Raw genomic sequence first — 25,181 nt, 5'->3', positions numbered from 1 at the left:
GCGCGTCTCAATTTGACCATACCCGGCTGAAGTGTGCCGGTCCGTCATGCCGGGATCGGGGGTGGCGAGATCGGGCTTCCGCTCCATCGCGCCGCGATGCCGGGATGGCGTTGCGCGGATGTGCACGGTCTTTCCGGCCGAACCCTCTTCTCGCGCGACTTCTGAAATTTCCGGATCCTCGGGGCCGTTTCGCTTGGCTCTTCTCCGCAGGTCCGGGATCGTGGGACATCAAGGGAGTTTTCTATGAGTCAGTCGATGTTTGGCGCCGTTCTGGCGGTTGCCGCTGCGGCAGTTCTTGCCGCGCCCGCGCAGGCGCGTGTGGATTCCGGTCCCGTCAGCTCGCTCTACGAGAACGACGGGCGCAAGACGGTGAAGCGGGCAAAGGCGCATAGCGCGTCGAAGGCCCGCACCACGGCGCGGTACGGTACGACGCAGCGCCGGCAGAAGGCTTACGGCGCGGCGAAGGCCCACGGCCCCAAGACGGCTGCCGCCGGACGCAAGGGTCGCCTCGCCGGGCGCGCGATGACCGCCAGCCGTTCGGGCGGCGGAGCGACCGCCTCGCGCGGATGCCTGCAGCCGGCCGCGGCGGCGCTGCTCGCGCGGATCGAGCAGCAGTTCGGTGCGGTCAAGGTGATCTCGACCTGCCGCCCGGGCGCGCGCATCGCCGGCAGCGGCAAGCCCTCGAAACACGGTTTCGGCCTCGCCGTCGACTTCGATGCCGGCGGACGCAAGCAGGCCATCGTTGCCTGGCTCAGGGCCAATCACACCTCGGGCGGCACGATGACGTACGCCCGCATGAGCCACATCCACGTCGATATCGGGCCGCGCTTCGTGTCGCTCGGTGCCGGCGGTCGCCGCGGCTGATCGCATCCAATCGGTTTCGGGACGGGGGCGCACTGCGTCCCCGTCGCTTTTTTTCCGTCGTCAGGCCTTCGACAGCCGCGCCCAGCCTTTGAGGCGGTGGGCGGCTTCCGCCATGTCGGCCTCCGTTCCGGCATAGGAGAAGCGGAGGAAGCGGTGGCCGCGCCGCTCGTCGAAATCGAGGCCCGGCGTCACCGCGACGCCGATCTCGTGCAGCATGGCGGACGCAAACGCGCGTGCGTCGTCGGTGAAGGCCGAGACGTCGGCATAGAGGTAGAAGGCGCCGTCGGCCGGCGCGAGCGCCGTCAGGCCGGCCTCGGGCAGGGCCTCGAGCAGCAGAGCGCGGTTCCTTGCGTAGGCCTCGCGGTTGCGCTCCAGCTCCTCGGTGGCTTCGAAGGCGCCGAGTGCGGCCACCTGCGACACGGCGGGGGCGGATATGAAAAGGTTCTGCTGCAGCCGCTCGACGACGCGCACCAGCGCGGGCGGCACCACCAGCCAGCCGATGCGCCAGCCGGTCATCGCGTGATATTTCGAGAAGCTGTTGATGACGACGACGTCCTGCGAGACGGCGAGCGCGGTCGTGGCCGGGGCGCCGTAGGTCAGCCCGTGGTAGATCTCGTCGGAGACGAACCATAGCCCGTGCGCATCGCAGAACCGCACCAGCTCCGCGAGGCGGGCGGGCTCGATCATGGTGCCGGTCGGATTGGCCGGGCTCGCGATCAGCAAACCGTCGAGGCCCACGTCGTCGTGAAGGGCGGCCACGGCGTCGCGCGTCGGCATCCATCGCGTCTCGGGCCCGGTCTCGATCAAAGGTGACCGACAGCCGAGGGCGGAGAGGATATGGCGATAGCACGGGTATCCGGGCGAGGGCAGCGCCACGCGCGCTCCGGCGTCGAACAGGGCGAGGAAGGCGAGAATGAAGGCGGCCGACGACCCCGTGCAGACGACGATGCGGTCCTCCCCGACGTCGATGCCGTACCGCGTGCGGTAGCTTTTCGCGATCCGCCGTCTCAGGGCGTCCATCCCGAGCGCTGCCGTATAGCCGAGGGTCTCGCCGGCGATGGCGCCGCGCGCGGCGGCAAGCGCCGCCTCGGGCGCCGGTGTGCCCGGCTGGCCGACCTCCATGTGGATGACGGAGAGGCCCCGCGCCTCGAGCTCCGCGGCCGCCCGCATCACGTCCATGACGATGAAGCTTGCGATGTCGCTGCGCGCGGCGGGCTTGCGGGTGCCCGCCGGGCGGGGCTCGTCGGTCTCGTTCTCCGCCATTGCGTCGTCTCCGCCCCATCAGTTCCGATGCGTCGCGACGCCTTCCTTTGGCCGCATTGACGCCTGCCCATGGGGCGGCAAAGCCGCCCACGTCGCTCTCCGCATGCGCCGCCGGATGGGTCGCATCGCCGGCTTATAGGCGGCGGCCCGGGATCGTGCCAGTACGGCGGCCGCCGGTCTTGCACAGACCGGGTCTCTATGCCCATCTAGACGTTCGTCTCGTCTGCCATGTCGAGTGCTCAGAGTCCCTCAATCCGTCATCGAGCCATTCCGAAGAGCATGATCACGCTGCCGCTCAACGCCGTCCTCCGCGCGACGCTTGTTTCCGCATTCGTGGCGGGTCTCCTGATCGGGCTTCTTCCCGCCTCGCAGGCGCGCGCGCAGGGGCTGCCGCTCATCCGCGATACGGAGATCGAGCTGCTTCTCAACGACTATTCGCAGAGCATCTTCCGCGCGGCCGGCCTCGGAACGGGGCGCGTCACGGTGCGGATCGTGAACAACGAGGCGTTCAACGCCTTTGTGGTCGACGGGCGCAACGTCTTCATGCACACCGGCACGCTCGTCCAGTCGAACACGCCGAACGAGGTGATCGGCGTCATCGCGCACGAGGCGGGCCACATCGCCGGCGGGCACATGGCGGCGCTCCGCTCGCGCATCGCCAAGGACCAGACGCGGGCCCTTCTCATCCAGCTCCTCGGCATCGGCGCCATGATCGGCGGCGCGGCAACGGGAAGCGAGGGGGCCGGAAGCGTGGGCCAGGGCGTGATGATGGGAGGCAACGAGCTCATCATGCGCGGGCTCACGGCGGAGCGGCGCTCGCAGGAATCGGCCGCCGATCAAGCGGGCCTCAAATACCTCAACGCGACGCAACAGTCCGGCCTCGGCATGCTCACGACCTTCGAGCGGTTCGCCGGACAGGAGCTCTTCTCGGACGCCCACAAGGACGCGTTCGCGCGCACCCATCCGGTGGCGACGGACCGTCTCGCGCGCCTGAGGCAGCTCGTCGAGACGAGCCCCTACTATAAAAACAAGGATGCGCCCGAGCTGCAGCTCCGTCACGACATGATGCGCGCCAAGCTCTCCGGCTACATGGAAGCGCCGTCGATCGTGTTCAACCGCTATCCGGTGTCCGATACGAGCCTTCCGGCGCGGTATGCGCGCACGATCGCGTCGTTCCGGCAGGGCGCGGGCGGCTTCGAGCAGGGGCTCGCGGGCGTGAACGCGCTCATCCGCGATTATCCGAGCAACCCCTATTTCTGGGAGGTCAAGGGCGATTTCCTGCAGAAGGCCGGCCGGCCGAAGGAGGCCATCGGGCCGCTTCGCAAGGCGCTCGAACTGCACAAGGGCGATGCGCCGCTGGTCGGTGTGCAACTCGCGCAGGCCCTGCTGCAGACCAAGGAGCCGCAGCATTCCGATGAGGCCATCGCCCTGTTGCGCAAGGCCGTGCAGCGCGAGCCCGACAACGCCAGCGCCTACAACACGCTGGGGCAAGCCTACTACGACAAGGGTCTGCTGCCGCAAGCGGAGCTGGCGCGCGCGCAGGGCCTCTTCTATTTCGGCGCCTTGAAACAGGCCCAGGAGTTTGCCAAACGCGCGCAGGCGGGCCTCAAGCCCGGCACGCCCGACTGGGTCAAAGCCGACGACATCGTCAACTACAAACCACAAACCTGATGCGCGGCCGCCGAATGCACGGGCCGGCCATGCCCATGGAGCCTCTATGACAGACCTCGATTCCAAGAAGCCGACCTCGCAGTCGCGGGTGAGCCTCGCCGCTCTTGTCGCAGCCCCTCTCCTGCTGCTGGCCGGACTGTGGCTCGCGCTCGGCGGGGGGAACCCGGACGGCCGCCCGGCCGGCATTGCCGCCCTGGCCGGCGCCGGCACGGGGACGTTCTCGCCCGACCAGCGGCGCGCCATCGAAGGCATCATCAAGGACTACCTGGTCGAGAACCCCGAGATCTTCCTCGAGGTGCAGAGCGCGCTCGAGATCAAGATGGCCAGGGACGAAGCCGAGCGCACCAAGAAGATGGTCGCGGAGCACGCCAAGGACATCTATCGCGCGCCCAATGCGCCGGTGGCCGGCAATCCGGACGGCGACATCACGGTCGTCGAGTTCTTCGACTACAACTGCGGCTACTGCAAGCGCGGCTTCAGCGAGGTCGCCAAGCTCGTCGAGGAGGACAAGAACGTCCGCGTCGTCTTCAAGGAGTTCCCGATTCTTCGCGACGAGTCCGAGCAGGCCGCGCGCGTCGCGCTCGCCGCCCGCATGCAGGGCAAATACTGGGAGGTGCACCGCGACCTGATCCAGACCAAGGGTCTCGTCAACGAGGCGGTTGCTCTCAAGGTTGCCGAAGCGCACGGCCTCGACATGGCGAAGCTCAAGGCCGACATGGCCGGCCCCGAGGTCAAGGCCGAGATCGACCGAGTGCGGGATCTGGCCAACAAGCTCGGCATCAACGGAACCCCGCACTTCCTGGTCGGGGACCTGGCGATCGGCGGGGCGCCGGAAAACCTGTACGACGTGCTCGAGGGCCACGTGGCCGAGCTGCGCAAGACCGGCTGCACCTACTGCTGAGGCGCGGACCCGGCTAGGCCCGCGGGCCTCGCCCGGCCGGTCACGCCCCCAGGAAAAGCGGTCAACACGGCCAGCAACCTTTGTCTTGGCGTCCGTTCGCGGCTGCGGTAAAGCTGCTCGGGACCTTTTACGGGGTTCCCAGCTCCGGACGCGTCCTGCGTGCGTGCGGACCAGAGCCTGGGAGACCCGGGTTCAAATCCCGACATCCTCAGCCCGATCAGAGACATGGCCAAACCGGTTTTCGTCCTCAACGGCCCGAACCTCAATATGCTCGGCATGCGCGAGCCCGAAATCTATGGCCCGGACACGCTCGACGACGTGCGCAAGCGGGCGGAGGCGCGCGGCAAGGCGCTCGGGCTCGCGATCGACTTCCGCCAGAGCAACCACGAGGGCGAGCTGATCGGCTGGATCCAGGAGGCGCGCGGGGGAGCGTCCGGCATCGTTCTCAACGCCGGCTCGCTAACGCATACCTCGATCGGGATTCTCGATGCGCTGCAGGCGGCCGAGCTGCCGGTGATCGAGGTGCACCTCTCCAATATCTTCCGCCGCGATAGCTTCCGCCATCACTCCTACGTGTCGCTCGGCGCCAAGGGCGTGATCTGCGGGCTCGGCGTTCAGGGCTATGAGCTCGCGCTCGACGCGATGGCGAAGCTGGTGGCGCCGGTCCCGTGAAACACAGATCCAAAGACAACGACAAGAAGCGGAAAGGGAAAGGGCAAGCGCGCATGACGGCGAAAGACGAGACCGAGAAGCCGAGTGCGGAGAAGCAGCTCATCCGGGAGCTTGCGCAGCTTCTCAACGATACGGGGCTTTCGGAGATCGAGATCGAGAAAAGCGGCCTCAAGGTGCGCGTCGCGCGGTCCGTCACCATTGCCGCGACCATGCCCTCGGCGGCTTATGCGGCTCCGAGCGCTCCCGCGCCGGCCGCAGCGCCGCCTGGCGGGCCGGCACCTGCTTCCGGCGGGCCGGATCCGGCAAAGCATCCGGGCACCGTCAAGTCGCCCATGGTCGGCACCGCCTACCGCTCGCCCGACCCCAAGGCGCCGCCCTTCGTGGAGGTCGGCACCCGCGTGCAGCAGGGCGACACCCTGCTGATCATCGAGGCGATGAAGACCATGAACCAGATTCCTGCCCCGCGCGCCGGGACGGTGACGGCCGTTCTGATCGAGAACGGCCAGCCGGTGGAGTTCGGCGAGCCGCTCGTGATCATCGAATAAGGGAGATGGGCAGTAGGCAGTCGGCAGCAGGCAGTAGTGGTTTCGGATTTCCCTACTGCCTCACTGCCTCACTGCCTCACTGCTCCAAACAAAGAATGTTCGACAAGGTTCTGATAGCCAACCGGGGCGAGATCGCGCTGCGCATCCAGCGCGCGTGCAAGGAGCTCGGGATCGCGACCGTCGCCGTGCATTCGACGGCGGATGCCGACGCCATGCACGTGCGTCTCGCCGACGAAAGCGTGTGCATCGGCTCGCCGCCGGCCAGCGACAGTTATCTCAATATCCCGCGCCTGCTCGCGGCCTGCGAGATCACCGGCGCGGACGCGGTGCACCCCGGTTATGGGTTCCTGTCCGAGAACGCCCGCTTCGCCGAAATCCTCGAAGAGCACTCGATCACGTTCATCGGCCCGACCTCCGAGCACATCCGGATCATGGGCGACAAGATCGCGGCCAAGGAGACGGCCAAGAAGCTCGGCATCCCCGTCGTGCCCGGCTCGGACGGCGCGGTCGAGACCGAAGCCGACGCGGCGAGGGTCGCCAAGGAGATGGGCTTCCCCGTGCTCATCAAGGCGACGGCCGGTGGCGGCGGGCGCGGCATGAAGGTCGCCCATTCGGCCATCGATCTCGGCCTCGCGTTCGCGACGGCGCGCGCGGAGGCGAAGGCCGCGTTCGGGAACGATTCCGTCTACATCGAGAAATACCTGCAGAAGCCGCGTCACATCGAGATTCAGGTGTTCGGTGACGGGAAGGGCAACGCCGTGCACCTCGGCGAGCGCGACTGCTCGCTGCAGAGGCGCCATCAGAAGATCCTCGAGGAGAGCCCGTCGCCGGCGCTCAATGCCGCGCAGCGCATGAGGATCGGCGAGATCGTCGCCAACGCCATGCGCAAGATCAACTATCGCGGCGCGGGCACGGTCGAGTTCCTGTTCGAGGACGGCGAGTTCTATTTCATTGAGATGAACACGCGGCTCCAGGTCGAGCATCCGGTGACGGAAGCCATCACCGGCATCGACCTCGTGCTCGAGCAGATCCGTGTCGCTTCGGGCGGCAGCCTCGGCTTCAGGCAGGAGGACGTGACGTTCTCCGGCCATGCCATCGAGTGCCGCATCAACGCGGAGAACCCGCGCACCTTCCGCCCCTCGCCGGGACAGATCACCTATTGGCATCCGCCGGGCGGGCTCGGCGTGCGCGTGGACAGCGGAGTCTACCAGGGCTATCGCATCCCGCCGTTCTACGACAGCCTCATCGGCAAGCTGATCGTTCACGGCAAGAACCGCAACGAGTGCCTGATGCGGTTGCGCCGCGCGCTCTCCGAGTTCGTCATCGACGGTATCGAGACGACGATCCCGCTCTTCAACGAGCTGGTGCGGCAGCCCGACATCGCCAACGGCGTCTACGACATCCATTGGCTCGAGAAGTACCTCGGTAAGAGCTGAAGGGTTCCACGCGGCGGCACAAATGCGTTACAAATCGGACAGTGTCCGGGATCGGGGCGCCGTCCGCGCCGGCTCTGAAGCAGGAGCGTTTCCTTGATGGCGTCGCGCGACGACATCATGATCGAGATCACGCCGCAGGTCCTTCTCAAGGCCTACAGTTGCGGCATCTTTCCCATGGCCGAAAGCGCGGACGACCCGGCACTTTACTGGATCGAGCCGCAGCACCGCGGGATCCTTCCTCTCGAGTCGCTGCACGTGCCGAGACGCCTCGCCAGGACCGTGCGGCGAGGGGAGCTGCGTGTTGCCGTCGACAGCGATTACGAAGGTGTCATCGAGGGTTGCGCCGCCGAGCGCGCCGGGCGCCGGTCGACCTGGATCAACGGGCGCATCCGCACCCTCTATCGCGAGCTCTTCCGGCTCGGTCATTGCCATACGGTCGAGGTCTGGGACGGGGAGAAGCTGGTCGGCGGTCTTTACGGCGTGGCCCTCGGGGGCGTGTTCTTCGGCGAGAGCATGTTCTCCTACGTGCGCGACGCCTCGAAAATCGCGCTCGTGCATCTGGCGGGCCGCCTGATCGGCGGCGGCTTCACGCTGCTCGACACCCAGTTCGTCACCGACCATCTGCGCCAGTTCGGCACCATCGAGATCGACCGCGACGATTTCCATCGCCATCTCGACGCGGCCCTGAAGCAGTCGGCCGATTTCTTGCGCGTGCCGCTCGATGCCTCGGGCGAAGCCATCCTCGACATCATAGAGCGGGCCAAGGGCGAGTCGCGCTGAGCCGCCAGCCCCCGATCCGCCGAAAGCAGGACGATCGCGACGTGAGCCAAAGGGACGGACATACGGCCGGGCGGCAGGTGCGCGCCCTCGAGCGAACCCTCGAGCGATCCATGGGGCTCGATGTCATTCGCACCCCCGGCCCGTCGGATTATGCGCTTCTCGACAGCGGGCAGGGCCGCAAGCTCGAGCGGTTCGGCACGATCGTCGTCGACCGGCCGGAGCCGCAGGCGCTGTGGCGCCGCCGGCGCGGGCCCGACGTCTGGGGGCAGGCGCATGCCGTCTTCTCGGCGTCGGCGGACGACGAGGAGAAGGGAAAGTGGCGTTTCGACCGGACGGTGCCGGAGAGCTGGCCGGTCGAGCTTGGCGGCGTGACCGTCACCTGCCGGCTGCAGGGGCTCTGGCACGTCGGGCTCTTTCCGGAGCAGGCGCCGCACTGGGACTGGATGCTCGGCGAGATCGGCAAGGTTTCCGGCGAGCGGCCGCGCGTGCTCAACCTGTTCGCCTATACGGGCGCGGCCTCGCTGCTGGCGGCGCGCGCCGGGGCCGAGGTCACGCACGTGGACGCGTCGAAGAAGGCGATCCAGTGGGCGAAGGGGAACCAGGCTGCGTCAGGGCTCGCGGAGGCGCCGGTGCGCTGGATCCTCGACGATGCGGCCAAGTTCGTCGCGCGCGAGGTGAGGCGCGGCAAGACTTATCATGTCGTGCTGATCGATCCGCCGAAGTTTGGGCGCGGGCCCGAGGGCGAGGTGTGGGACCTGTTCCAGGGCCTACCGGGGCTCCTGGAAAACGCCGTGCAGCTCCTTTCTCCCGAGCGGTCGGCGCTCGTGCTCACGGTCTATGCGATCCGCGCGTCCGCGCTCGCGTTCGAGCAACTCGCGGCCGATCTTCTGTCCGGGCGCGGCGGGCGGCTCTCGGCGGGCGAGCTGGCGCTCTCCGCCGAGGGTGGGGGCGCGGCGGTTCCGACCTCTCTGTTCGTGCGGTGGACATCGCCATGAGGGATGCGGCTCCGCGCGTCATCACCAGTCTCGCCAACGACCGGATCAAGGCGATCCGCGCGCTCGAGATGCGCAAAGAGCGCAAGGCGACGGGGCTCTTCGTTGCGGAAGGCGCCTCGATCCTCATCACGGCGCGGGACGCGGGCTTCGTGCCGACGAGCCTTGTCTATCGGGCGGGTTCGGCCGCAAGCCCGGTCGCTCGCGCGCTGGTCGGCGGGGCGCTCGCGGCCGGCGCGGACGTGATCGAGGTCTCGGAAGCGGTGCTCGCCAAGCTCTCCTCGAAGGACAACCCGCAGGCGATGCTCGGCGTGTTCCGCCAGCGCTGGGCGGAGCTGCCGCAGACGGCCTCAGCGGACGATTGCTGGCTGGCGCTCGAGGAGGTGCGCGACCCCGGCAATCTCGGCACCATCATCCGCACGGTGGACGCGGTCGGCGCCAAGGGCGTCATCCTGATCGGCAACGCCTGCGATCCCTATTCGCGGGAGGCCGTGCGGGCGACCATGGGGTCGGTGTTCGCGGTGCCGCTGGTGCGTGTCTCGCGCGAGGATTTCCTGAGCTGGCGGGCGCGCTGGCGCGGCGATGTGGTCGGCACGCATCTCGATGCGCGCGAGGACTTCCGGCGCGCGGCCTACACCGGGCCGGTGCTGCTCGTCATGGGCAGCGAAGGGCCGGGGCTTTCCGACAGCCTGACGCGGGCCTGCTCGCGGCTCGTCAAGATCCCCATGGCCGGTAGGCTCGACAGCCTCAATCTGGCGGTGGCGACGGCGCTGACGCTCTATCAGATCCGCGGCCGCGCACTCAGGATCTAAAGGCGAGTGTCCAGAAAAATTTCGACTTGTCTGGATCCCGGCCTGCGCCGGGATGACGTTAAGTTTTCTTCTCGCGGGCCTTAGCACATTTACGTCACCCCGACGGAGGTCGGGGTCCAGATACGTATGCAAGATGTTCAATGTTTTCGATATCTGTAGGGCTGAACTGGACCTCACCCGACTTAGGGTCGAAAAGATCCCGCCATTCAGGGGTCATGCCCTCGATCAACCGGATCTTCCAAAGGCGCTGCCAGTCCTTGAGACGTTTCTCCCGCCGGATGGCGTCCGTCATGCTGTCGTAAAGCTCGTAGTAGACGAGCCGCTTCACGCCGTATCGTTTTGTGAAACCCTCTACTAGGCCCTGGGCATGCTCGGCCATGCGCTTATGAAGATTGCTTGTTACGCCGATGTAGAGTGTGCCCAAGGGCTTGTTGGTGAGGATGTAGACGCAGGGGCGCTTCATTTCCAACCTCGGATGGCCTTGTGACTACACAACGGTTTCCAAGGATCGCTTCCGTCTCTAGATCGAGACGTGTCTTGATCCCGGCCGTCCATGCGCAGCATGGCTTCGCCCTAATGCCGGGATGACGTTGAGTTGCGGTCGAGCGGGCAGTCAGATTTTGACGTCACTCCGGCGTACGCCGGAGTCCAGATGCGCAAAAGATATGCTCGACTAGATGCACCGGCCGCCGTCGACCTCGATGGCGAGGCCGGTGATGAAGCTCGAGGCCGGATCGGCGAGGAAGACCGCCGCGTTGGCGATGTCGGCCGGCGTCGACATGCGGCCAAGCGGGATGCCGGCGATGAAGCGGGCGCGGTTCTCGGCCGTGTCCGGCAGCCCCATAAACTCTTCCAGGAGTCCGGTTTCGCCGATGACGGGGTTTATGGCGTTGACGCGGATGTTCAGCGGCGCGAGCTCGGCGGCCATCGACTTGGTGAGTGCGATCACCGCACCCTTCGAGCCGTTGTACCAGGTGAGGCCCGGTCGCGGCCGCACGCCGGCCGTGGAGGCCGTGTTGACGATCGAGCCGCCGCCGCGCTTCTCGAGCTCCGGCACGGCCGCCAGCGTGGTGAGGTAGATCGACTTCACGTTGACCGCATAGATGCGGTCGAACTCGTCCTCGGATACCGTCATCAGCGACTGGTTCTTGTGCGTGATGCCGGCGTTGTTGACGAGGATGTCGAGGCCGCCGAAGGCCCGCACGGCGGCTCCCACCATGGCCGTTACGTCAGCGCCTTGCGACACGTCGGCGGCGACGGCAATCGCGTGCGGGCCAATGCCGTCGGCCACGTCGCGGGCACGCATCCCGTCGATGTCGGCGACGACGAGCCGGGCGCCTTCCCGGGCGAAGGCGTCGGCGATGCCGCGTCCGAAGCCCGAGCCTGCGCCGGTGACGATGGCGACCTTGCCGTCAAGCCTCATGCGCGGCCCCTCTCTCAGCGGTAGCTGGCAACCGGTGCGGCGGCCGCGCGCGCGGCTTCGGCGCGATAGGGGCTCGCCGGATAGGTGCCGAGCAGGCGCACCTCGCTCGAGAAGAACGACAGCTCCTCGAGCGCGAGCTGCACCGGGCGCTCGGCGGGGTGGCCTTCGATGTCGGCGTGGAACATGGTGGCGTTGAAGGTGCCTTCGAGCTGATAGCTCTCGAGCTTCGTCATGTTGACGCCGTTGGTGGCGAAGCCGCCGAGCGCCTTGTAGAGCGCGGCTGGCACGTTGCGGACCCGGAACAGGAACGTGGTGATGACCGGGCCATCCTCTGGCTCGGCGTCGTCGGGGTCCTTGGCGAGGATCAGGAAGCGCGTGGTGTTGTGGGCTTCGTCCTCGATGTCGGAGCGCAAAATACTGAGGCCGTAGATCTCGGCTGCGAGCTTCGAGGCGATGGCGGCCAGCGACGGATCCGTCTGCTCGGCGACGAGGCGCGCGGAGCCTGCCGTATCGGCCTCGGGGATCGGCTTCAGGCCCAGCGACCGCAGCGTCTTGCGGCACTGGCCGAGCGCCTGCGTGTGGCTCATGACCCGCTTGATGGTGTCGAGGCTCGCCCCCTTCACGGCCATGAGCTGGTGGCGCACGCGCAGGAAGTGCTCGCCGATGATGTAGAGGTTCGCGCCCGGCAGCAGGTGGTGGATGTCGGCGACGCGGCCGGCCACGGAGTTCTCGATGGGGATCATGGCGTAGAGCACGTCCCCTGATTTCACCGCGGCCAGCGCGTCCTCGAAGGTCGGGTAAGCGAGCGGCTCGAAGTCCGGGTAAGCCTCCGTGCATGCGAGATGCGAATTGGCGCCGGGCTCACCCTGATAGGCGATGCGTGCGGCAGGAGGTGTCGTCGACATGGTGTGCTGGCTCAAGGTGAGACAAGAAAGGAAAGGGCGTGGCCGGCTGTGATCATGCCGGAGGCGCGCCCTATCCAACGGGCTGCTTATCCAACGAGTTGCCGGGCCCGCTCGAGATCGGCGGGAGTATCGACACCGAGCGGAACGGTGTCAACGACGGCGACGTCGATGCGCATGCCGTCCTCGAGCGCGCGGAGCTGCTCCAGGCGCTCGCGCTTCTCGAGGCAGGAGGGGGCGAGCGAGACGAAGCGCTCGAGCGCCGTGCGGCGGTAGGCGTAAAGGCCGATGTGATGGTAAAGCGGGCCGTCGCCGTGGGGCGCGGTGGCGCGCGTGAAATAGAGGGCGCGCAGGCGGTTCGGCTCGGCGAGCGGCGTGCCGACCACCTTGACCACGTTCGGGTTCGTGCGCTCCTCGGGGTCGGCGATCTCGGCGGCGAGGGTGGCGATATGGGGGCCCTTGGTATCGAGCAGGGCGGCGCAGGCGCGGATCAGCGCCGGGTCGATGGTCGGCAGATCGCCCTGCACGTTGACGACGATGTCGGCCTCCGCCTCGGGGTCGATACGGTTCAGGGCCTCGAAGACGCGGTCCGAGCCCGACGCGTGGTCGGCGCGCGTCATCAGCGCTTCGCCGCCCGCGGCACGGACGGCAGCGCAGATCTCCTCCGAATCGGCTGCGACCACTGCGCGCCCCATCCCCGCGTCATGGGCCTGCCTCCAGACGCGCACGATCATCGGCAGTCCCCCGATGTCTGCCAGGGGCTTATCGGGCAGGCGGGTCGAAGCCATTCGGGCCGGGATGATGATCAGCGTGCGTGTCATTCGGATTTCCCTGGATCGTCGCATCCCGGACATTTGGTCCCATGGAAGGGGCCGGCGGCCTATCTTGCCGCCGGCGGGGACCTGGAAGCTGTAGACCTGCCGAACGCGGGGTTGCAAGGTGTGACCGGCATCCTCTAGATGCGTTTGAAGTGGGGATCCGGCCTCGGAGCATATCTTCGCTTTGCGAAGCACGGGCGCGCGGGTATGACAGGCACAGATGGGTCGTCGGCAAAGACGTGCCGCCGGCCTCGAATCGGCAGACTGTGGCAGGGTGACGGGGATGATGGACACCTTCGAATTCTCAAAGATCGCGGGCGGCATTCTGGCGGCCCTGCTCGTCATTTTTGTGCCGAGGACGTTCATCGACATCGCGCGCCAGGGCCATCACGGTGAAATCGCGAACGGGTTTACGCTTCCCGCCGCGACCGAGGAGGCCGCCTCGGCACCCGGAGGCGGCGGTGCGGCCGCGCCGGCGGCGTTCGATGTGTCGCAAGTGATCACCGCCCTCCAGACCGCGAAGGCGGAGGACGGCCAAGCCGCCTTCAAGAAGTGCCAGACCTGCCATACGGCCGACGCGGCCTCGGGCAGCAAGACCGGACCCAACCTCTGGAACGTGCTCGGGCGCGAGCGCGGGACGCGGGCGGACTTTACCGGCTATTCGGATGCGATGAAGAGCAAGACGGGCGCATGGACCTACGAGGATCTCGCCCACTTCCTGCACAAGCCGAAAGAGTTCGTGCCCGGTACGAAGATGATCTTCGCCGGTATCGCCGATCCGGGCGAGCTCGCCGCGCTCATCGCCTATATCCGTACGCTCTCGGACAATCCGCAGCCGCTGCCGGCCGCGGCCGCGCCGGCCCCTTGAGGCGTAAGGTCCGCGAGGGCTCAAAGGCCGTCCGATCCCGCGGGGAAAGCGCTCGTCGCGAATGACGAGCCTAAGGCCTTGTTGTTACCGTTGTTTTTCTCCCGTCGGCCCCCCGCTGCTACCTGCGGGGGATCTTGCCGATCTTTAATCTGCATCCGGGCGAAGCCGTGCTAGGTACAGGACTTTCCCCGGGCTTTGCCGTTGCGCGCATGGGCCCACGCGGGGGCGGCAGGCCCGTGGTTCTTCCCGGCACACGCCCTTGGTTCTCCTGACACGGGACTTTGGTGACGATGGCAGCGGATCATTTGGCTCGACGGCGCTCGATTTTTCTTCCAGTTCTCGCAGCCCTGGCCATGGCCGCCGCCTCAGTCTCGTCCGTCTTCGCGGAGGAGGGCGGGGCCGCTCCGGCGGCACCTACCGCCTCTGCCGAGCCCGCCCGCCATCATGCCCTGTCGCTCATCGGTGAGCCCAAGTACGGCCCCGATTTCAAGCATTTCGGCTGGGTCAATCCGGATGCGCCCAAGGGCGGCGTGGTGCGGTTCTCGAACGAAGGCACGTTCGATTCGCTCAACCCCTACTCGATCAAGGGCGTGCCCGCCGGCCCGGTCGGCATGATCTACGATTCGCTCATGGCCGGGAGCCCGGACGAGGAATCAACCGAATACGGATTGATCGCGGAATGGGTGTCGTACCCACCGGATTACTCGTGGGCCAAGTTCGGGCTCCGCCCCGAGGCGCGCTTCCACGACGGGACGCCGATCACGCCCGAAGACGTGATCTTCAGCCTCGATGCGCTCAAGAAAGCGCATCCGATGTATGCCCGCTACTACAAGAACGTGGTCAAGGCGGAGAAGACCGGCGAGCACGAGGTGACCTTCACCTTTGATCTCGCCGGCAATCGCGAGCTGCCGCAGATCCTCGGACAGCTCACCGTCTTTCCGAAGCACTTCTGGGAGGCGACCGGCAAGAACGGCGAGCCGCGCGACCTCGCCAAGAGCACGCTCGAAATTCCGCTCGGATCGGGCCCCTACAAGATCAAGTCGGTCGATACCGGCAGTCGGATCGTGCTCGAGCGCGTCAGGGATTACTGGGCCAAGGATCTGCCGGTGCGCGTCGGCCAGTTCAATTTCGACGAGCTCAGGTTCCAGTATTTCCGCGAGCGGACGGCCGCTTTCGAGGACTTCAAGGCGGGGCGCGCCGATTTCTGGCGCGAGAACACGGCGAGCGCCTGGTCCACCCAGTTCAACTTCGATGCCCTCGTGAAGGGCTGGGTGAAGAAGGAGGCGATTCCGACCGGGGGCGTCGCGCGCATGCAGGGCTTCGTGTTCAACACGCGGCGCGACAAGTTCAAGGACCCGCGCGTGCGCCAGGCCTTCAACTACGCTTTCAACTTCGAGGACCTGAACCGGGCCGTCCTGTTCGGGCAGTACACGCGCGTTGCAAGCTACTTCGACAACTCGGAGCTCGCCGCCAGGGGCTTGCCGGAGGGGCGCGAGCTCGAGATCCTGAAGCCGTTCGAGAAGGAACTGCCGGCGGAGGTGTTCACGATCGAGTGGAGGAACCCCGTCTTCGCGACGCCCGAGGATACGCGCAAGAACCTTGGAACGGCGATGAAGCTCCTCAACGCGGCGGGATGGCAGGTTCAGCCGGGGCGCTCGGTGCTCACCAATGCCGCCGGCGAACCGCTCGCGGTCGAGTTCCTCCTCGGGTCGGACGCCTTCCAGCGGCATGTCGCCCACTACATCTCAAACCTGCAGAAGATCGGCGTGCAGGCGACCATCCGCGTGGTGGACGATGCGCAATACGAGCAGCGCGAGACGAACTTCGATTTCGACATCATCGTCGACAGCTTCCCGCAATCGATGTCGCCCGGCAACGAGCAGCGCGACTTCTGGGGCTCCGCGGCAGCGGACCAGCCGGGCAGCCGCAACACCATCGGCATCAGGAATCCGGTGATCGACGCGCTCATCGAGAAGCTGGTGCTGGCTCCGGATCGGGAAGGCGTGGTCGCTCATACGCGCGCCCTCGACCGGGTGCTGCTGTGGGGGCACTACCTCGTGCCGCAGTGGTACAATCCCTACGAATGGATCGCGACGTGGGACGTGTTCGGGCGGCCCGAGACGCTGCCGTCGCTGACGAGCGCGTTCACACAGGTGTGGTGGGTGGATCCCGCCAAAGAGCAGGCGCTGGCCGCGCGCAGGAAATGACGATGAGCGCGCGGCGGGCCGTCATGGACAAAATGGGGAACGTGCGGCGACGCCGGAGGCCCGTGGCCGCGCTTCTCCTTGCGGCCGGGCTCTTCCAGGGGCTCATCGCGCCGGCCGCTGCCGAGCCGCGGCACGGCCTTTCCGTCTTCGGCGATCTCAAGTATCCCGCCGGCTTCACGCATTTCGACTACGTGAACCCGGACGCGCCCAAGGGCGGAAAGGCGTCGCAGATCGGCAGCGCGGGCCTCACCACCTTCGACAGCTTCAATATGCTCATCCTCAAGGGCGACGCGGCGCAGGGCATGGAGCTGGTGTTCGACAGCCTGATGGCGCGCGCCAACGACGAGCCGGATGCGGTGTACGGGCTCGTGGCCGAAACGGCGGACGTGGCGGCGGACGGCCTGTCGGTCACGTTCCGGATGCGGCCCGAGGCCATGTTCGCCGATGGGACGCCGGTGACCGCCGACGACGTCGTGTTCTCGTTCGAGACCATCAAGGCCAAGGGACATCCGGCGCTCTCGATCCCGATCCGGGACGTCACGTCCGCGGAAGCGCTCGATGCGCACACGGTGCGCTATACGTTCGAGGGCCGCCTCGTTCGTGACCTGCCCATTGCGGTCGCGACGCTGCCGATCCTCTCCAAAGCCTATTATGCGACGCGCGACTTCGAGAAGACGACGCTCGAGCCGCCGCTCGGCTCGGGGCCGTACAAGATCGGCCCGTTCAAGGCCGGGACGTATGTCACCTATATCCGACGTCCCGACTATTGGGGCCGCGACCTGCCGGTCAATCGCGGGATCCACAACCTCGACCAGGTCCGCTACGAGTATTATCGCGACCGCACGCTCGAGCTCGAAGGACTGCTCGCCGGCAATATCGATTTCCGCGAGGAGTTCACGTCCAAGGACTGGGCGACAGGCTACGATCGCCAGCCGGTGAAGGACGGGCGCATCAAGCTGCTGACGCTCCCGGATGAGAGACCGTCCGGTGCACAAGGGTTCTTCATCAACACGCGGCGCGAGAAGTTCAAGGATCCGCGTGTCCGGGAGGCGCTGGGGCTCGCCTTCGATTTCGAGTGGAGCAACAAGAACCTGTTTTTCGGGCTCTACACGCGGACGGCGAGCTATTTCGAGAACTCGGACCTCAAGGCCACCGGGTTGCCGTCGCCCGAGGAGCTGGCGTTGCTCGAGCCGTTCCGCGACAAGCTGCCGGCGGCGGTGTTCGGCGAGCCGGTGTCGCCGCCGGTGACGGACGGCAGCGGCAACAACCGGGTGCAGCTCCGGCAGGCCACGAAGCTGCTCGCGGATGCGGGTTGGACGCAGACACCGCAGGGCTTGCGGAATGTGGCCGGGCAGCCGTTTTCGATCGAGATCCTGATCGACTCGCCGAGCTTCGAGCGCATCGTTGCGCCTTACGTGAAAATCCTGAAGTCGATCGGCATCGACGCCTCGATGCGGATGGTGGATGCGGCCCAGTACGAGCGCCGCCTCAAGGACTTCGATTTCGACCTGACGACGCAACGCTACGCCTTGCGCCTCACGCCGGGCATCGAGCTCAAGAACTTCTGGGGCTCGGCGGCGGCGGCGACCAGCGGCAGCTTCAATCTCGCCGGCATTGCCGATCCGGTGCTCGACCAGCTCATCGACAAGATCGTGGCCGCGAAATCGCGTGCCGAGCTCGTCGCCGCGACGCGCGCTGCCGATCGCGTCCTGCGCGCCGGCTACTATTGGGTGCCCCAGTGGTACAAAGGCGCGCACAACCTGGCATTCTGGGACAAGTTCTCGTGGCCCGAGACGAAGCCCAGGTACGAGCGCGGCGCGCTCGAGACGTGGTGGTACGACGAAGCGAAGGCCAAGGCGCTGGCGCAGCGGTAACGGCCCGGGACGTCTGATTTCGGCATTGGGGATATGATCGAACGATGGCAGCCTATCTCCTCAAGCGACTGCTCCTCATCATCCCGACGATGCTCGGCATCATGCTGATCAGCTTCGTCATCGTGCAGTTTGCGCCCGGCGGTCCGGTCGAGCAGATGATCGCCAAGCTCACGGGAAGCGACAGCTCGATCTCCGACCGGCTCGGCGGCGGGGCGCGCGACACGATGGGTGGGGGCAGTCAGTCGCAGATCGGCCAGGGCGCGGGCGACAGCGTCACCTCCAAGTACCGCGGCGCGCAGGGGCTCGATCCGGAGTTCATCAAGAGCCTCGAGAAGCAGTTCGGCTTCGACAAGCCGGCGCACGAGCGCTTCCTGCTTATGATGAAGAACTACCTGATGTTCGATTTCGGGAAGAGCTATTTCCGCGACGTATCCGTGATCGATCTCATCAAGGAGAAGATGCCGGTCTCGATCTCGCTCGGACTCTGGATGACGCTCATCACGTACTTCATCTCGATCCCGCTCGGCATCCGCAAGGCGGTGCGCGACGGCGAGCCGTTCGATTCGTGGACCAGCACGGTGCTCATCATCGGCTATGCGGTGCCGGGCTTTCTCATCGCCGTGCTGCTGCTCATCGTGTTCGCCGGCTCGTCGTTCTTCCAGTGGTTCCCGTCACGCGGGCTCACCTCCGACAACTGGGACCAGCTCTCGCTCATCGGCAAGATCGTCGACTATTTCTGGCATCTGACGCTGCCGATCATCGCCATGTCGCTCGGCGCGTTCACGACCATGACGTTTCTCACCAAGAACAGCTTCCTTGACGAGATCCGGAAGCAGTACGTGGTGACGGCGCGCTCCAAGGGCCTCGGCGAGCACGAGGTGCTGTACGGCCACATCTTCCGCAACGCGATGCTGATCGTCATCGCGGGCTTTCCGGCGGCCTTCATCGGCGCGTTTTTCTCGGGCGCGCTCCTGATCGAGACGGTGTTCTCGCTGGACGGGCTCGGGCTGCTCGGCTTCGAATCGGCGATCAAGCGGGACTATGCGGTCGTGTTCGCGACGCTCTACATCTTCGCGCTGATGGGCCTCGTCGTGAACGTGATCACGGATTTCGTCTATACGCTCGTCGATCCGCGCATCGATTTCGAGAGCCGGGAGGTCTGAGGCGATGGACGCGCGACGGGACGAGGACGGACCGGAGCCGGCGCCGGAGATCAGGGCGGATCTCGTACGCCCGCCGCTGTTTTCGCGCCGGCGGCCGCAGGTCAAGCTGTCGCCGATCAACGCGCGGCGGTGGGCGAGCTTCAAGGCGAACCGGCGCGGCTACTGGAGCCTCGTCATCTTTCTCGTGCTGTTCGTCGTCACGCTGTTCGCCGAGCTCATCGCCAACGACCGGCCCCTGATCGTGCGCTACAGGGGCGAGACCTTGTTCCCGGTGCTGGTTAACTATCCGGAATCGAAGTTCGGCGGCTTCCTGGCGGTCACCGACTACCGCGATCCGGTCAACATCCAGGAGATCGAGGCCAACGGCTGGATGCTGTGGCCGCCGATCCGATTTTCCTACGACACGATCAACAAGGACTATCCCAACCGCGTCGACGCGGACGGACGCTGCTTCGTCGAGCGCGACGGCGTGAAGCAGCAGGGCGGCCTCGGCTATCCGGCGCCGCCGCAATGGGCGGCACGGGCGCCGCTGTGCGAGGCGCCACCTGACCAGATGGCGCGCTATATGGCCATCGGCAACTGGAACTGGCTCGGGCTCGACAACCAGGGCCGCGACGTGCTCGCGCGCGTCATCTACGGGTTCCGCATCTCGGTGCTGTTCGGCCTCATCCTGACGCTGCTCTCGAGCGCGGTCGGCGTCGCGGCGGGTGCGGTGCAGGGCTACTACGGCGGCTGGCTCGACCTTCTGATGCAGCGGTTCCTCGAGATCTGGGGCAATATCCCGACGCTCTACGTGCTGATCATCATCGCGGCGGTGCTCGTGCCGGGGTTCTGGACGCTGCTTCTCGTGCTGCTGGCGTTCCAGTGGACGAGCCTCGTCGGCGTGGTACGCGCCGAGTTCCTGCGCGCGCGGAACTTCGAGTACGTGCGTGCGGCGCGCGCGCTCGGGCTCTCGGACCGGACCATCATGTGGAAGCACGTGCTGCCGAACGCGGCCGTCGCCACGCTGACGTTCATGCCGTTCCAGCTCTCGGGATCGATCACGACGCTGACCTCGCTTGACTTCCTCGGCCTCGGCCTGCCGCCCGGCTCGCCGTCGCTCGGCGAATTGCTGCTGCAGGGCAAGGGCGACCTCGGCGCGCCGTGGCTCGGCATGAGCGCGTTCTTCTCTATCGCCATCATGCTGTCGCTCCTGATCTTCATCTTCGAAGGGGTCCGCGACGCGCTCGATCCCCGCAAGACGTTCGCCTGAGGAGCGCGCCATGTCCCGGGAAGTCCTGATCAACGTCAAGAACCTGTCGGTCGCCTTCCGAGCCGGCGGGGTCACGACCACCGCGGTCAAGGGCGTGTCGTTCCGCATCGGCAAGGGCGAGACGGTGGCGCTGGTCGGCGAATCCGGCAGCGGCAAGTCCGTCTCGGCGCTGTCGATCCTGAAGCTGCTGCCCTATCCGCCCGCCTCGCACCCCACGGGCGAGATCTTCTTCGAGGGCAGGGATCTCCTGAAGGCATCGGAAGCGGAGCTGAAGCGTATCCGCGGCGGACGCATCTCGATGATCTTCCAGGAGCCGATGACGTCGCTCAACCCGCTGCACAGCATCGAGCGGCAGGTGGGCGAGATGCTCAAGCTGCATCGCGGACTCTCCGGGGCGGCGGTGCGGGCGCGCGTGCTCGAGCTTCTGAGCAAGGTCGGCATCCCGGAGCCCGAGAAGCGGCTCGACGCGTTTCCGCATCAGCTTTCGGGCGGGCAGCGCCAGCGCGTCATGATCGCCATGGCGCTCGCCAACGAGCCGGACCTCCTGATCGCCGACGAGCCGACGACGGCGCTCGACGTGACGATTCAAGCGCAGATCCTCGAGCTCCTGCGCGATCTGCAGCGTGAGATGGGCATGGCCATGCTGCTCATCACGCACGACCTCGGCATCGTGCGGCGGATGGCCGAGCGCGTCTATGTGATGCAGAGCGGCTCGATCGTCGAGGAAGGCCCCACCGAGGCGCTCTTCACGGCGCCCCGGCATGCCTATACGCGCCACCTCCTCGCTGCGGAGCCGAAGGGCCAGCCGCCCCCGTTCAAGGCCGACGCGCCGGTGATCGCCGAGACGACCGACCTCAAGGTGTGGTTCCCCATCAAGCGCGGGTTCTTTCAGCGGACCGTCGATCACGTGAAGGCGGTCGACGGCGTCTCGGTCCGCATCCTGGCCGGGCAGACGGTGGGCGTGGTCGGCGAATCCGGATCCGGCAAGACGACGCTCGGGCTCGCGATCCTGCGGCTCATCTCCTCGCAGGGGCCGATCGTGTACCTGGGCAAACGTATCGACGGCCTCTCGTCGAAGGAGATGCGTCCGCTCCGGCGCGACATGCAGGTGGTGTTCCAGGATCCCTACGGCTCGCTCTCCCCGCGGCTCTCGATCTTCGGCATCATCGAGGAAGGGCTGCTGATCCAGAAGCCCGAGTGGACGGAGGAGGAGCGACGCGCGCAGGCGGCGCGGGCGCTCAAGGAGGTGGGGCTCGATGTCTCCGCGCTCGATCGCTATCCGCACGAGTTCTCCGGCGGGCAGCGCCAGCGCATCGCCATCGCACGTGCCATGGCGCTCGAGCCGAAGTTCATCGTGCTCGACGAGCCGACCAGCGCGCTCGACATGAGCGTGCAGGCGCAGATCGTCAATCTGCTGCGCGAGCTGCAGGCCAAGCGCGATCTCGCCTACGTGTTCATCAGCCACGATCTCAGGGTCGTGCGTGCGCTCTGCAACTATGTGATCGTCATGCGCAACGGGCGGGCGGTCGAGGAAGGCCCGGCCGAGGAGATCTTCACGGCGCCGAAGGCCGACTACACCAAGGCGCTGCTAGCGGCCGCATTCGACATCAAGGCGACGCACCGCGCCGAGGCCGCCGGCTGAGCGCTGCCCTCATGGGGCGATTGCCCCCGTTCGGGCGCCGCGGCCGCATTGCGGCTTGAGGGGGCGGGCGTTTTGCGACATCCTCGGGGTCCCTCTCCCCTTTTTGCGCCGGTGACGATACCCATGAGCACAACGCCGGAGGGTTTCCGCGGACCCTCGGTCGAAGCGACCATCGAGCAGATCCGCTATTGGGTGCCCACGATCTCCGACGTGGCCCGCATTCTCGAGGCGCGAGAGGACGAGAGCTGGCTCCTCTTGCTCGATCCGCATCTCGCCACGGCGTGCCCGGTCGCGATCGCGCTCAGGCAGGACGGCCGCTTCGATATCTCGCTTGCCGGGGAGACCTACGAGGATCGCGCGGTCAAGAGCCTCGACCAGCTCGTGGCGCTGCTGGAGCGGATCGTGGACGGGGACGTGATCCGGCGGAGCTGGTGCAGCACGGCGACGGGCGCACCGCAGGGCGTCGAGACGCACGTCCGGCTCGGAGCGGGCGTCGTGTTCCGCAACGGCCCGATCCCCGCCGACGGGGCCTCATGCTGCGACCGCCATTTCCTCCCCTATCGCCGTCCGCTCTAAGCTTCGTGTGTCGGGCCGGCGGGGCCAGAAGCGATCATGGTCTGGCTCGTCGTGGCTGCGTACGGCGCGAGGCGGCGGATGGTGGCAATCGGAGCGGACTGTTTGGCGATGCGGTCGGCGGCTTCCGGCAGCGTCTCCGCGGTCACGGCCATGTGGTGGGCGTTCGCGTGCACCATCATCAGAGCGTCGCACATGATGCCGACATGCCCCTTCCAGAATACGAGGTCGCCGCGCTTCAGCCCGTCGAGCTCCGCTGGGATCGGAACGGGCTCGCCGAGCTCGGCCACCTGCATGTCGGTGTCGCGCGGCGCGCCGATGCCGGCGGCCGCGAGCGCGGTCTGGACGAGGCCCGAGCAGTCGATGCCGATGCGCGTGCGGCCGCCCCACAGATAGGGCGTTCCGATCAGGCGCTCGGCGATGTCCACGAAGTCACGCTCGTAGCGATCGTGCTCGGTGACGTGGCGCGTCACGATGAAGCCTCCGCGCTCGAGCCGGCAAAAGCGCTCGCCCCATTCGGCGATGCGAAGCTCGGCGTTGAGAGGCAGATGCATGACGGGCGGCGTCTTGATGTCGGGGCCGGGGTAGACGAACGTGCCGAGCGCCTTGACGCGGTGGGTTGTAGGCACGATCTCGCCGGTAAGGGCTGCGGCGGGAACGTAGCCCACGTAGCGGTCCCGCTCGATCTGCACCCAGGCCCAGCCTTCCCGCTCGTCGTAGACCCTGACCAGCTCTCCGTAGAGCACCTCGTTCTCGAGTCCGAGGTTGGGGTTCGGCTCGCGCTTGAGGGGCACGGCGGGCCGCGTCACCTGGCGAACCACGCCGGCCGAGTAGCGCGGCGCCTCGACCTCGCCGCGGAGCGCGAGCGCGGCGAGATCCGGGCGCACGGCGTGGCGGCGCGGGTCGAGCGCGGGCTGCGGCGGCGGGGGAGGCCGCTCCTCCGTCCCTCCTTCGGTCGCCGGCGTTTCGTCCGTCATGCGGAGAGCTCCCGGGTGAGCCACGAAAAGAGGGCACGCGCCGTCTGCGGCTCGCCGCCTTTCGGACCGAGCGGGCGCGCGGCTGGCCGCCATCCGTAGAGATCGAAGTGGGCAAAGCGCTTCGCGTTCCTCACGAAGCGCCGCAGGAACAGCGCCGCGGTGATGGCGCCCGCGAACGGCGATTCGTAGACGTTGTTCATGTCGGCCACCTCGCTGTCGAGGTGGCGCTCGTAGCCGGGCCAGAACGGCAGGCGCCACACCGGGTCGCCGACCGCCTGGGCCTCGGCCGCAAGCGCCGTCGCGAAGGCGTCGTCGTCGCAGAAGAAGGCCGGCAGATCGGGACCGAGGGCGACGCGGGCGGCGCCGGTCAAGGTTGCGAACGTCAGCATGGTGTCGGGGCTCTCCTCGTCGGCGAGCGAGAGCGCGTCGGCGAGGACGAGGCGGCCTTCCGCATCGGTGTTGCCGATCTCGACGGTCTTGCCGGCCCGGCTCAGGAGAACGTCGCCGGGGCGGAAGGCGTCGCCCGAGACGCTGTTCTCGGCGGCGGCGATGACGAGGCGCAGTCTGATGTCGAGGCCGCGGCTCATGACCATCGCGGCGAGCGTCAGCGCCGCGGCGGCTCCGCCCATGTCCTTCTTCATCAGCAGCATGCCGGAGGCGGACTTGATGTCGAGGCCGCCGGTGTCGAACGTGATGCCCTTGCCGACGAGCGTGAGGGTCGGCGCGTCGGGCGCGCCGCCGGGCTTCTGCCAGCGCAGGTCGATGAGGCGGGGCGCACGCGGGCTCGCCCGGCCGACGGCGTGGATCATCCGCAAGCCCTTGGCGAGGAGCTCGTCGCCGACGATGGCGTCGAGGTGCGCGCCGTGCTCGTCCGCCAGGCGCTGGGCGGCGGCCTGGAGGTCCTCGGGGGCGAGATCGGAAGCTGGCGTGTTGATCAGGTCCCGGCCTGCCCAGACGGCGGCGACCTGATCGACGATCGCGCGATGGTCGAGACCGGCCGGGATTTTGAGGCGCGGGGGCGCGGCGTCAGCCGGGGCGGTCTTGTAGCGGCGGAAGCGGTAGGCGCCGAGGCCCCATGCGAGCGCGGCGAGCCTAGCGTGGGGCGTGTCCTCCGCCAGGTGATAGAGACCGGAGGGTAGGCTCGCCGCGAGCTGCCCGATCAGGAGCTCGGAGGGGCCGGAGGGGTCGCCGGCGGCGCCGTTGCCGAGGCCCAGGACCACGCCGCCGATGGCGCCCGTGGGGCCCGGCAGCAGGATCTGCTTCCGGGCGCTGCCGGTGAAGCGGTGGGCTTCGAGCCAGCGCCAGGCGCTCTCGTCGAGGCCGACGCCGCGCGCGGCCGCCGCGGTGTCGGAGAGAAGGTAGATGGGGGTGCTCGTTTCGGCAGCGTCGTGGGGCGCCAGCACGTCGGTCGGGGAGAGCGGGCGCGCCACGGTGGATGTGTCGGTCATGAACGGGGTCTTTGTCTCGCGAAAATCGGCCGCTTGGACGGGCCGGCTATGATGGGGCATTATCCGTTCATACGGTGGGAAAGACAATCGCAAGAGGG

The 25,181-nt window shown here is 67.2% G+C and carries 23 protein-coding genes; 16 read left to right on the top strand and 7 right to left on the bottom strand.

What is annotated here, in order from left to right; all coding sequences use genetic code 11:
- Window positions 1–243: 243 nt before the first annotated feature.
- On the top strand, window positions 244–864 hold the full coding sequence (locus V7082_RS06515) for a hypothetical protein (protein ID WP_334146928.1): 621 nt from the start codon (window positions 244–246) through the stop codon (window positions 862–864).
- 60 nt (window positions 865–924) lie between these two features.
- Here V7082_RS06515 and V7082_RS06510 read toward each other — a convergent pair whose 3' ends face one another.
- The gene (locus V7082_RS06510; protein ID WP_334146926.1) at window positions 925–2,127 is read right to left on the bottom strand and encodes a pyridoxal phosphate-dependent aminotransferase; all 1,203 of its coding nucleotides are present in this window, start codon (window positions 2,125–2,127) and stop codon (window positions 925–927) included.
- 279 nt (window positions 2,128–2,406) lie between these two features.
- Here V7082_RS06510 and V7082_RS06505 point away from each other — a divergent pair, with 279 nt between their 5' ends.
- The 8 genes from V7082_RS06505 (at window position 2,407) to V7082_RS06470 (ending at window position 9,936) form a co-directional block, all read left to right on the top strand.
- Window positions 2,407–3,798, top strand: a complete 1,392-nt coding sequence (locus tag V7082_RS06505) for a M48 family metalloprotease (protein ID WP_334146924.1) — start codon at window positions 2,407–2,409, stop codon at window positions 3,796–3,798.
- A 46-nt stretch (window positions 3,799–3,844) separates the two neighbouring features.
- Window positions 3,845–4,699, top strand: coding sequence for a DsbA family protein (locus V7082_RS06500; protein ID WP_334146922.1), 855 nt, complete (start codon window positions 3,845–3,847; stop codon window positions 4,697–4,699).
- 225 nt (window positions 4,700–4,924) lie between these two features.
- Window positions 4,925–5,371 carry a type II 3-dehydroquinate dehydratase gene (gene aroQ / locus V7082_RS06495; protein WP_334146920.1) on the top strand — a complete coding sequence of 149 codons (447 nt, stop codon included), beginning with the start codon at window positions 4,925–4,927 and terminating at the stop codon, window positions 5,369–5,371.
- Between the two features lie 53 nt (window positions 5,372–5,424).
- A complete protein-coding gene (accB, locus tag V7082_RS06490) occupies window positions 5,425–5,916 on the top strand; it encodes an acetyl-CoA carboxylase biotin carboxyl carrier protein (RefSeq protein WP_334146919.1) in 492 nt (163 codons plus the stop codon).
- Window positions 5,917–6,011: 95 nt separating this feature from the next.
- Complete coding sequence (gene accC, locus V7082_RS06485) at window positions 6,012–7,352, top strand: acetyl-CoA carboxylase biotin carboxylase subunit (protein WP_334146917.1); 1,341 nt, start codon at window positions 6,012–6,014, stop codon at window positions 7,350–7,352.
- Between the two features lie 96 nt (window positions 7,353–7,448).
- Complete coding sequence (gene aat, locus V7082_RS06480; RefSeq protein WP_334146915.1) at window positions 7,449–8,132, top strand: leucyl/phenylalanyl-tRNA--protein transferase; 684 nt, start codon at window positions 7,449–7,451, stop codon at window positions 8,130–8,132.
- Between the two features lie 41 nt (window positions 8,133–8,173).
- Window positions 8,174–9,127: an RsmD family RNA methyltransferase gene (locus V7082_RS06475; protein ID WP_334146913.1), complete on the top strand. Its 954-nt coding sequence runs from the start codon at window positions 8,174–8,176 to the stop codon at window positions 9,125–9,127.
- Window positions 9,124–9,936, top strand: coding sequence for a TrmH family RNA methyltransferase (locus V7082_RS06470; protein WP_334146911.1), 813 nt, complete (start codon window positions 9,124–9,126; stop codon window positions 9,934–9,936). The genes V7082_RS06475 and V7082_RS06470 overlap by 4 nt, the downstream gene beginning before the upstream one ends.
- Before the next feature lie 94 nt (window positions 9,937–10,030).
- On the opposite strand, the gene V7082_RS06465 is transcribed toward V7082_RS06470, so the two are convergent.
- The 4 genes from V7082_RS06465 to V7082_RS06450 all read right to left on the bottom strand — a co-directional run bounded on the left by V7082_RS06465 (window position 10,031) and on the right by V7082_RS06450 (window position 13,082).
- Window positions 10,031–10,399: a GIY-YIG nuclease family protein gene (locus tag V7082_RS06465; RefSeq protein WP_334146909.1), complete on the bottom strand. Its 369-nt coding sequence runs from the start codon at window positions 10,397–10,399 to the stop codon at window positions 10,031–10,033.
- A gap of 210 nt (window positions 10,400–10,609) precedes the next feature.
- Entirely contained in the window at window positions 10,610–11,359 is a 750-nt protein-coding gene (locus V7082_RS06460) for a glucose 1-dehydrogenase (RefSeq protein WP_334146908.1), read from the bottom strand.
- Window positions 11,360–11,373: 14 nt separating this feature from the next.
- A complete protein-coding gene (locus V7082_RS06455) occupies window positions 11,374–12,264 on the bottom strand; it encodes a prephenate dehydratase (RefSeq protein WP_334146907.1) in 891 nt (296 codons plus the stop codon).
- A gap of 86 nt (window positions 12,265–12,350) precedes the next feature.
- Window positions 12,351–13,082, bottom strand: a complete 732-nt coding sequence (locus V7082_RS06450) for a 3-deoxy-manno-octulosonate cytidylyltransferase (RefSeq protein ID WP_334146906.1) — start codon at window positions 13,080–13,082, stop codon at window positions 12,351–12,353.
- 280 nt (window positions 13,083–13,362) lie between these two features.
- Here V7082_RS06450 and V7082_RS06445 point away from each other — a divergent pair, with 280 nt between their 5' ends.
- From V7082_RS06445 to V7082_RS06415, 7 genes are all read left to right on the top strand, one after another.
- Window positions 13,363–13,947: a c-type cytochrome gene (locus tag V7082_RS06445; RefSeq protein ID WP_334146905.1), complete on the top strand. Its 585-nt coding sequence runs from the start codon at window positions 13,363–13,365 to the stop codon at window positions 13,945–13,947.
- Between the two features lie 353 nt (window positions 13,948–14,300).
- Window positions 14,301–16,154, top strand: a complete 1,854-nt coding sequence (locus tag V7082_RS06440; RefSeq protein ID WP_334146904.1) for an extracellular solute-binding protein — start codon at window positions 14,301–14,303, stop codon at window positions 16,152–16,154.
- A gap of 32 nt (window positions 16,155–16,186) precedes the next feature.
- Window positions 16,187–18,028, top strand: a complete 1,842-nt coding sequence (locus tag V7082_RS06435) for an extracellular solute-binding protein (protein WP_442909762.1) — start codon at window positions 16,187–16,189, stop codon at window positions 18,026–18,028.
- A 44-nt stretch (window positions 18,029–18,072) separates the two neighbouring features.
- Entirely contained in the window at window positions 18,073–19,191 is a 1,119-nt protein-coding gene (locus tag V7082_RS06430; protein ID WP_334146902.1) for a microcin C ABC transporter permease YejB, read from the top strand.
- Window positions 19,192–19,195: 4 nt separating this feature from the next.
- Window positions 19,196–20,443, top strand: a complete 1,248-nt coding sequence (locus tag V7082_RS06425) for an ABC transporter permease (RefSeq protein WP_334146901.1) — start codon at window positions 19,196–19,198, stop codon at window positions 20,441–20,443.
- A gap of 10 nt (window positions 20,444–20,453) precedes the next feature.
- Window positions 20,454–22,085: an ABC transporter ATP-binding protein gene (locus V7082_RS06420; RefSeq protein ID WP_334146900.1), complete on the top strand. Its 1,632-nt coding sequence runs from the start codon at window positions 20,454–20,456 to the stop codon at window positions 22,083–22,085.
- A gap of 123 nt (window positions 22,086–22,208) precedes the next feature.
- Window positions 22,209–22,661 (top strand): hypothetical protein, encoded by a 453-nt coding sequence (locus V7082_RS06415; protein WP_334146899.1) that lies wholly within the window; start codon window positions 22,209–22,211, stop codon window positions 22,659–22,661.
- On the opposite strand, the gene V7082_RS06410 is transcribed toward V7082_RS06415, so the two are convergent.
- Both V7082_RS06410 and V7082_RS06405 read right to left on the bottom strand, forming a co-directional pair.
- On the bottom strand, window positions 22,658–23,635 hold the full coding sequence (locus V7082_RS06410; RefSeq protein ID WP_334146898.1) for a C40 family peptidase: 978 nt from the start codon (window positions 23,633–23,635) through the stop codon (window positions 22,658–22,660). The two genes, V7082_RS06415 and V7082_RS06410, sit on opposite strands and share 4 nt — an antisense overlap.
- Entirely contained in the window at window positions 23,632–25,083 is a 1,452-nt protein-coding gene (locus tag V7082_RS06405; protein WP_334146897.1) for a leucyl aminopeptidase family protein, read from the bottom strand. The genes V7082_RS06410 and V7082_RS06405 overlap by 4 nt, the downstream gene beginning before the upstream one ends.
- Between the last annotated feature and the right edge of the window lie 98 nt (window positions 25,084–25,181).

Origin of the sequence: Hyphomicrobium sp., from assembly GCF_036833075.1 — a bacterium.
Lineage (GTDB): Bacteria > Pseudomonadota > Alphaproteobacteria > Rhizobiales > Hyphomicrobiaceae > Hyphomicrobium_C.
Note: the sequence above shows the minus strand (reverse complement) of the source record. Positions and strands in the feature narration are given on the sequence as shown.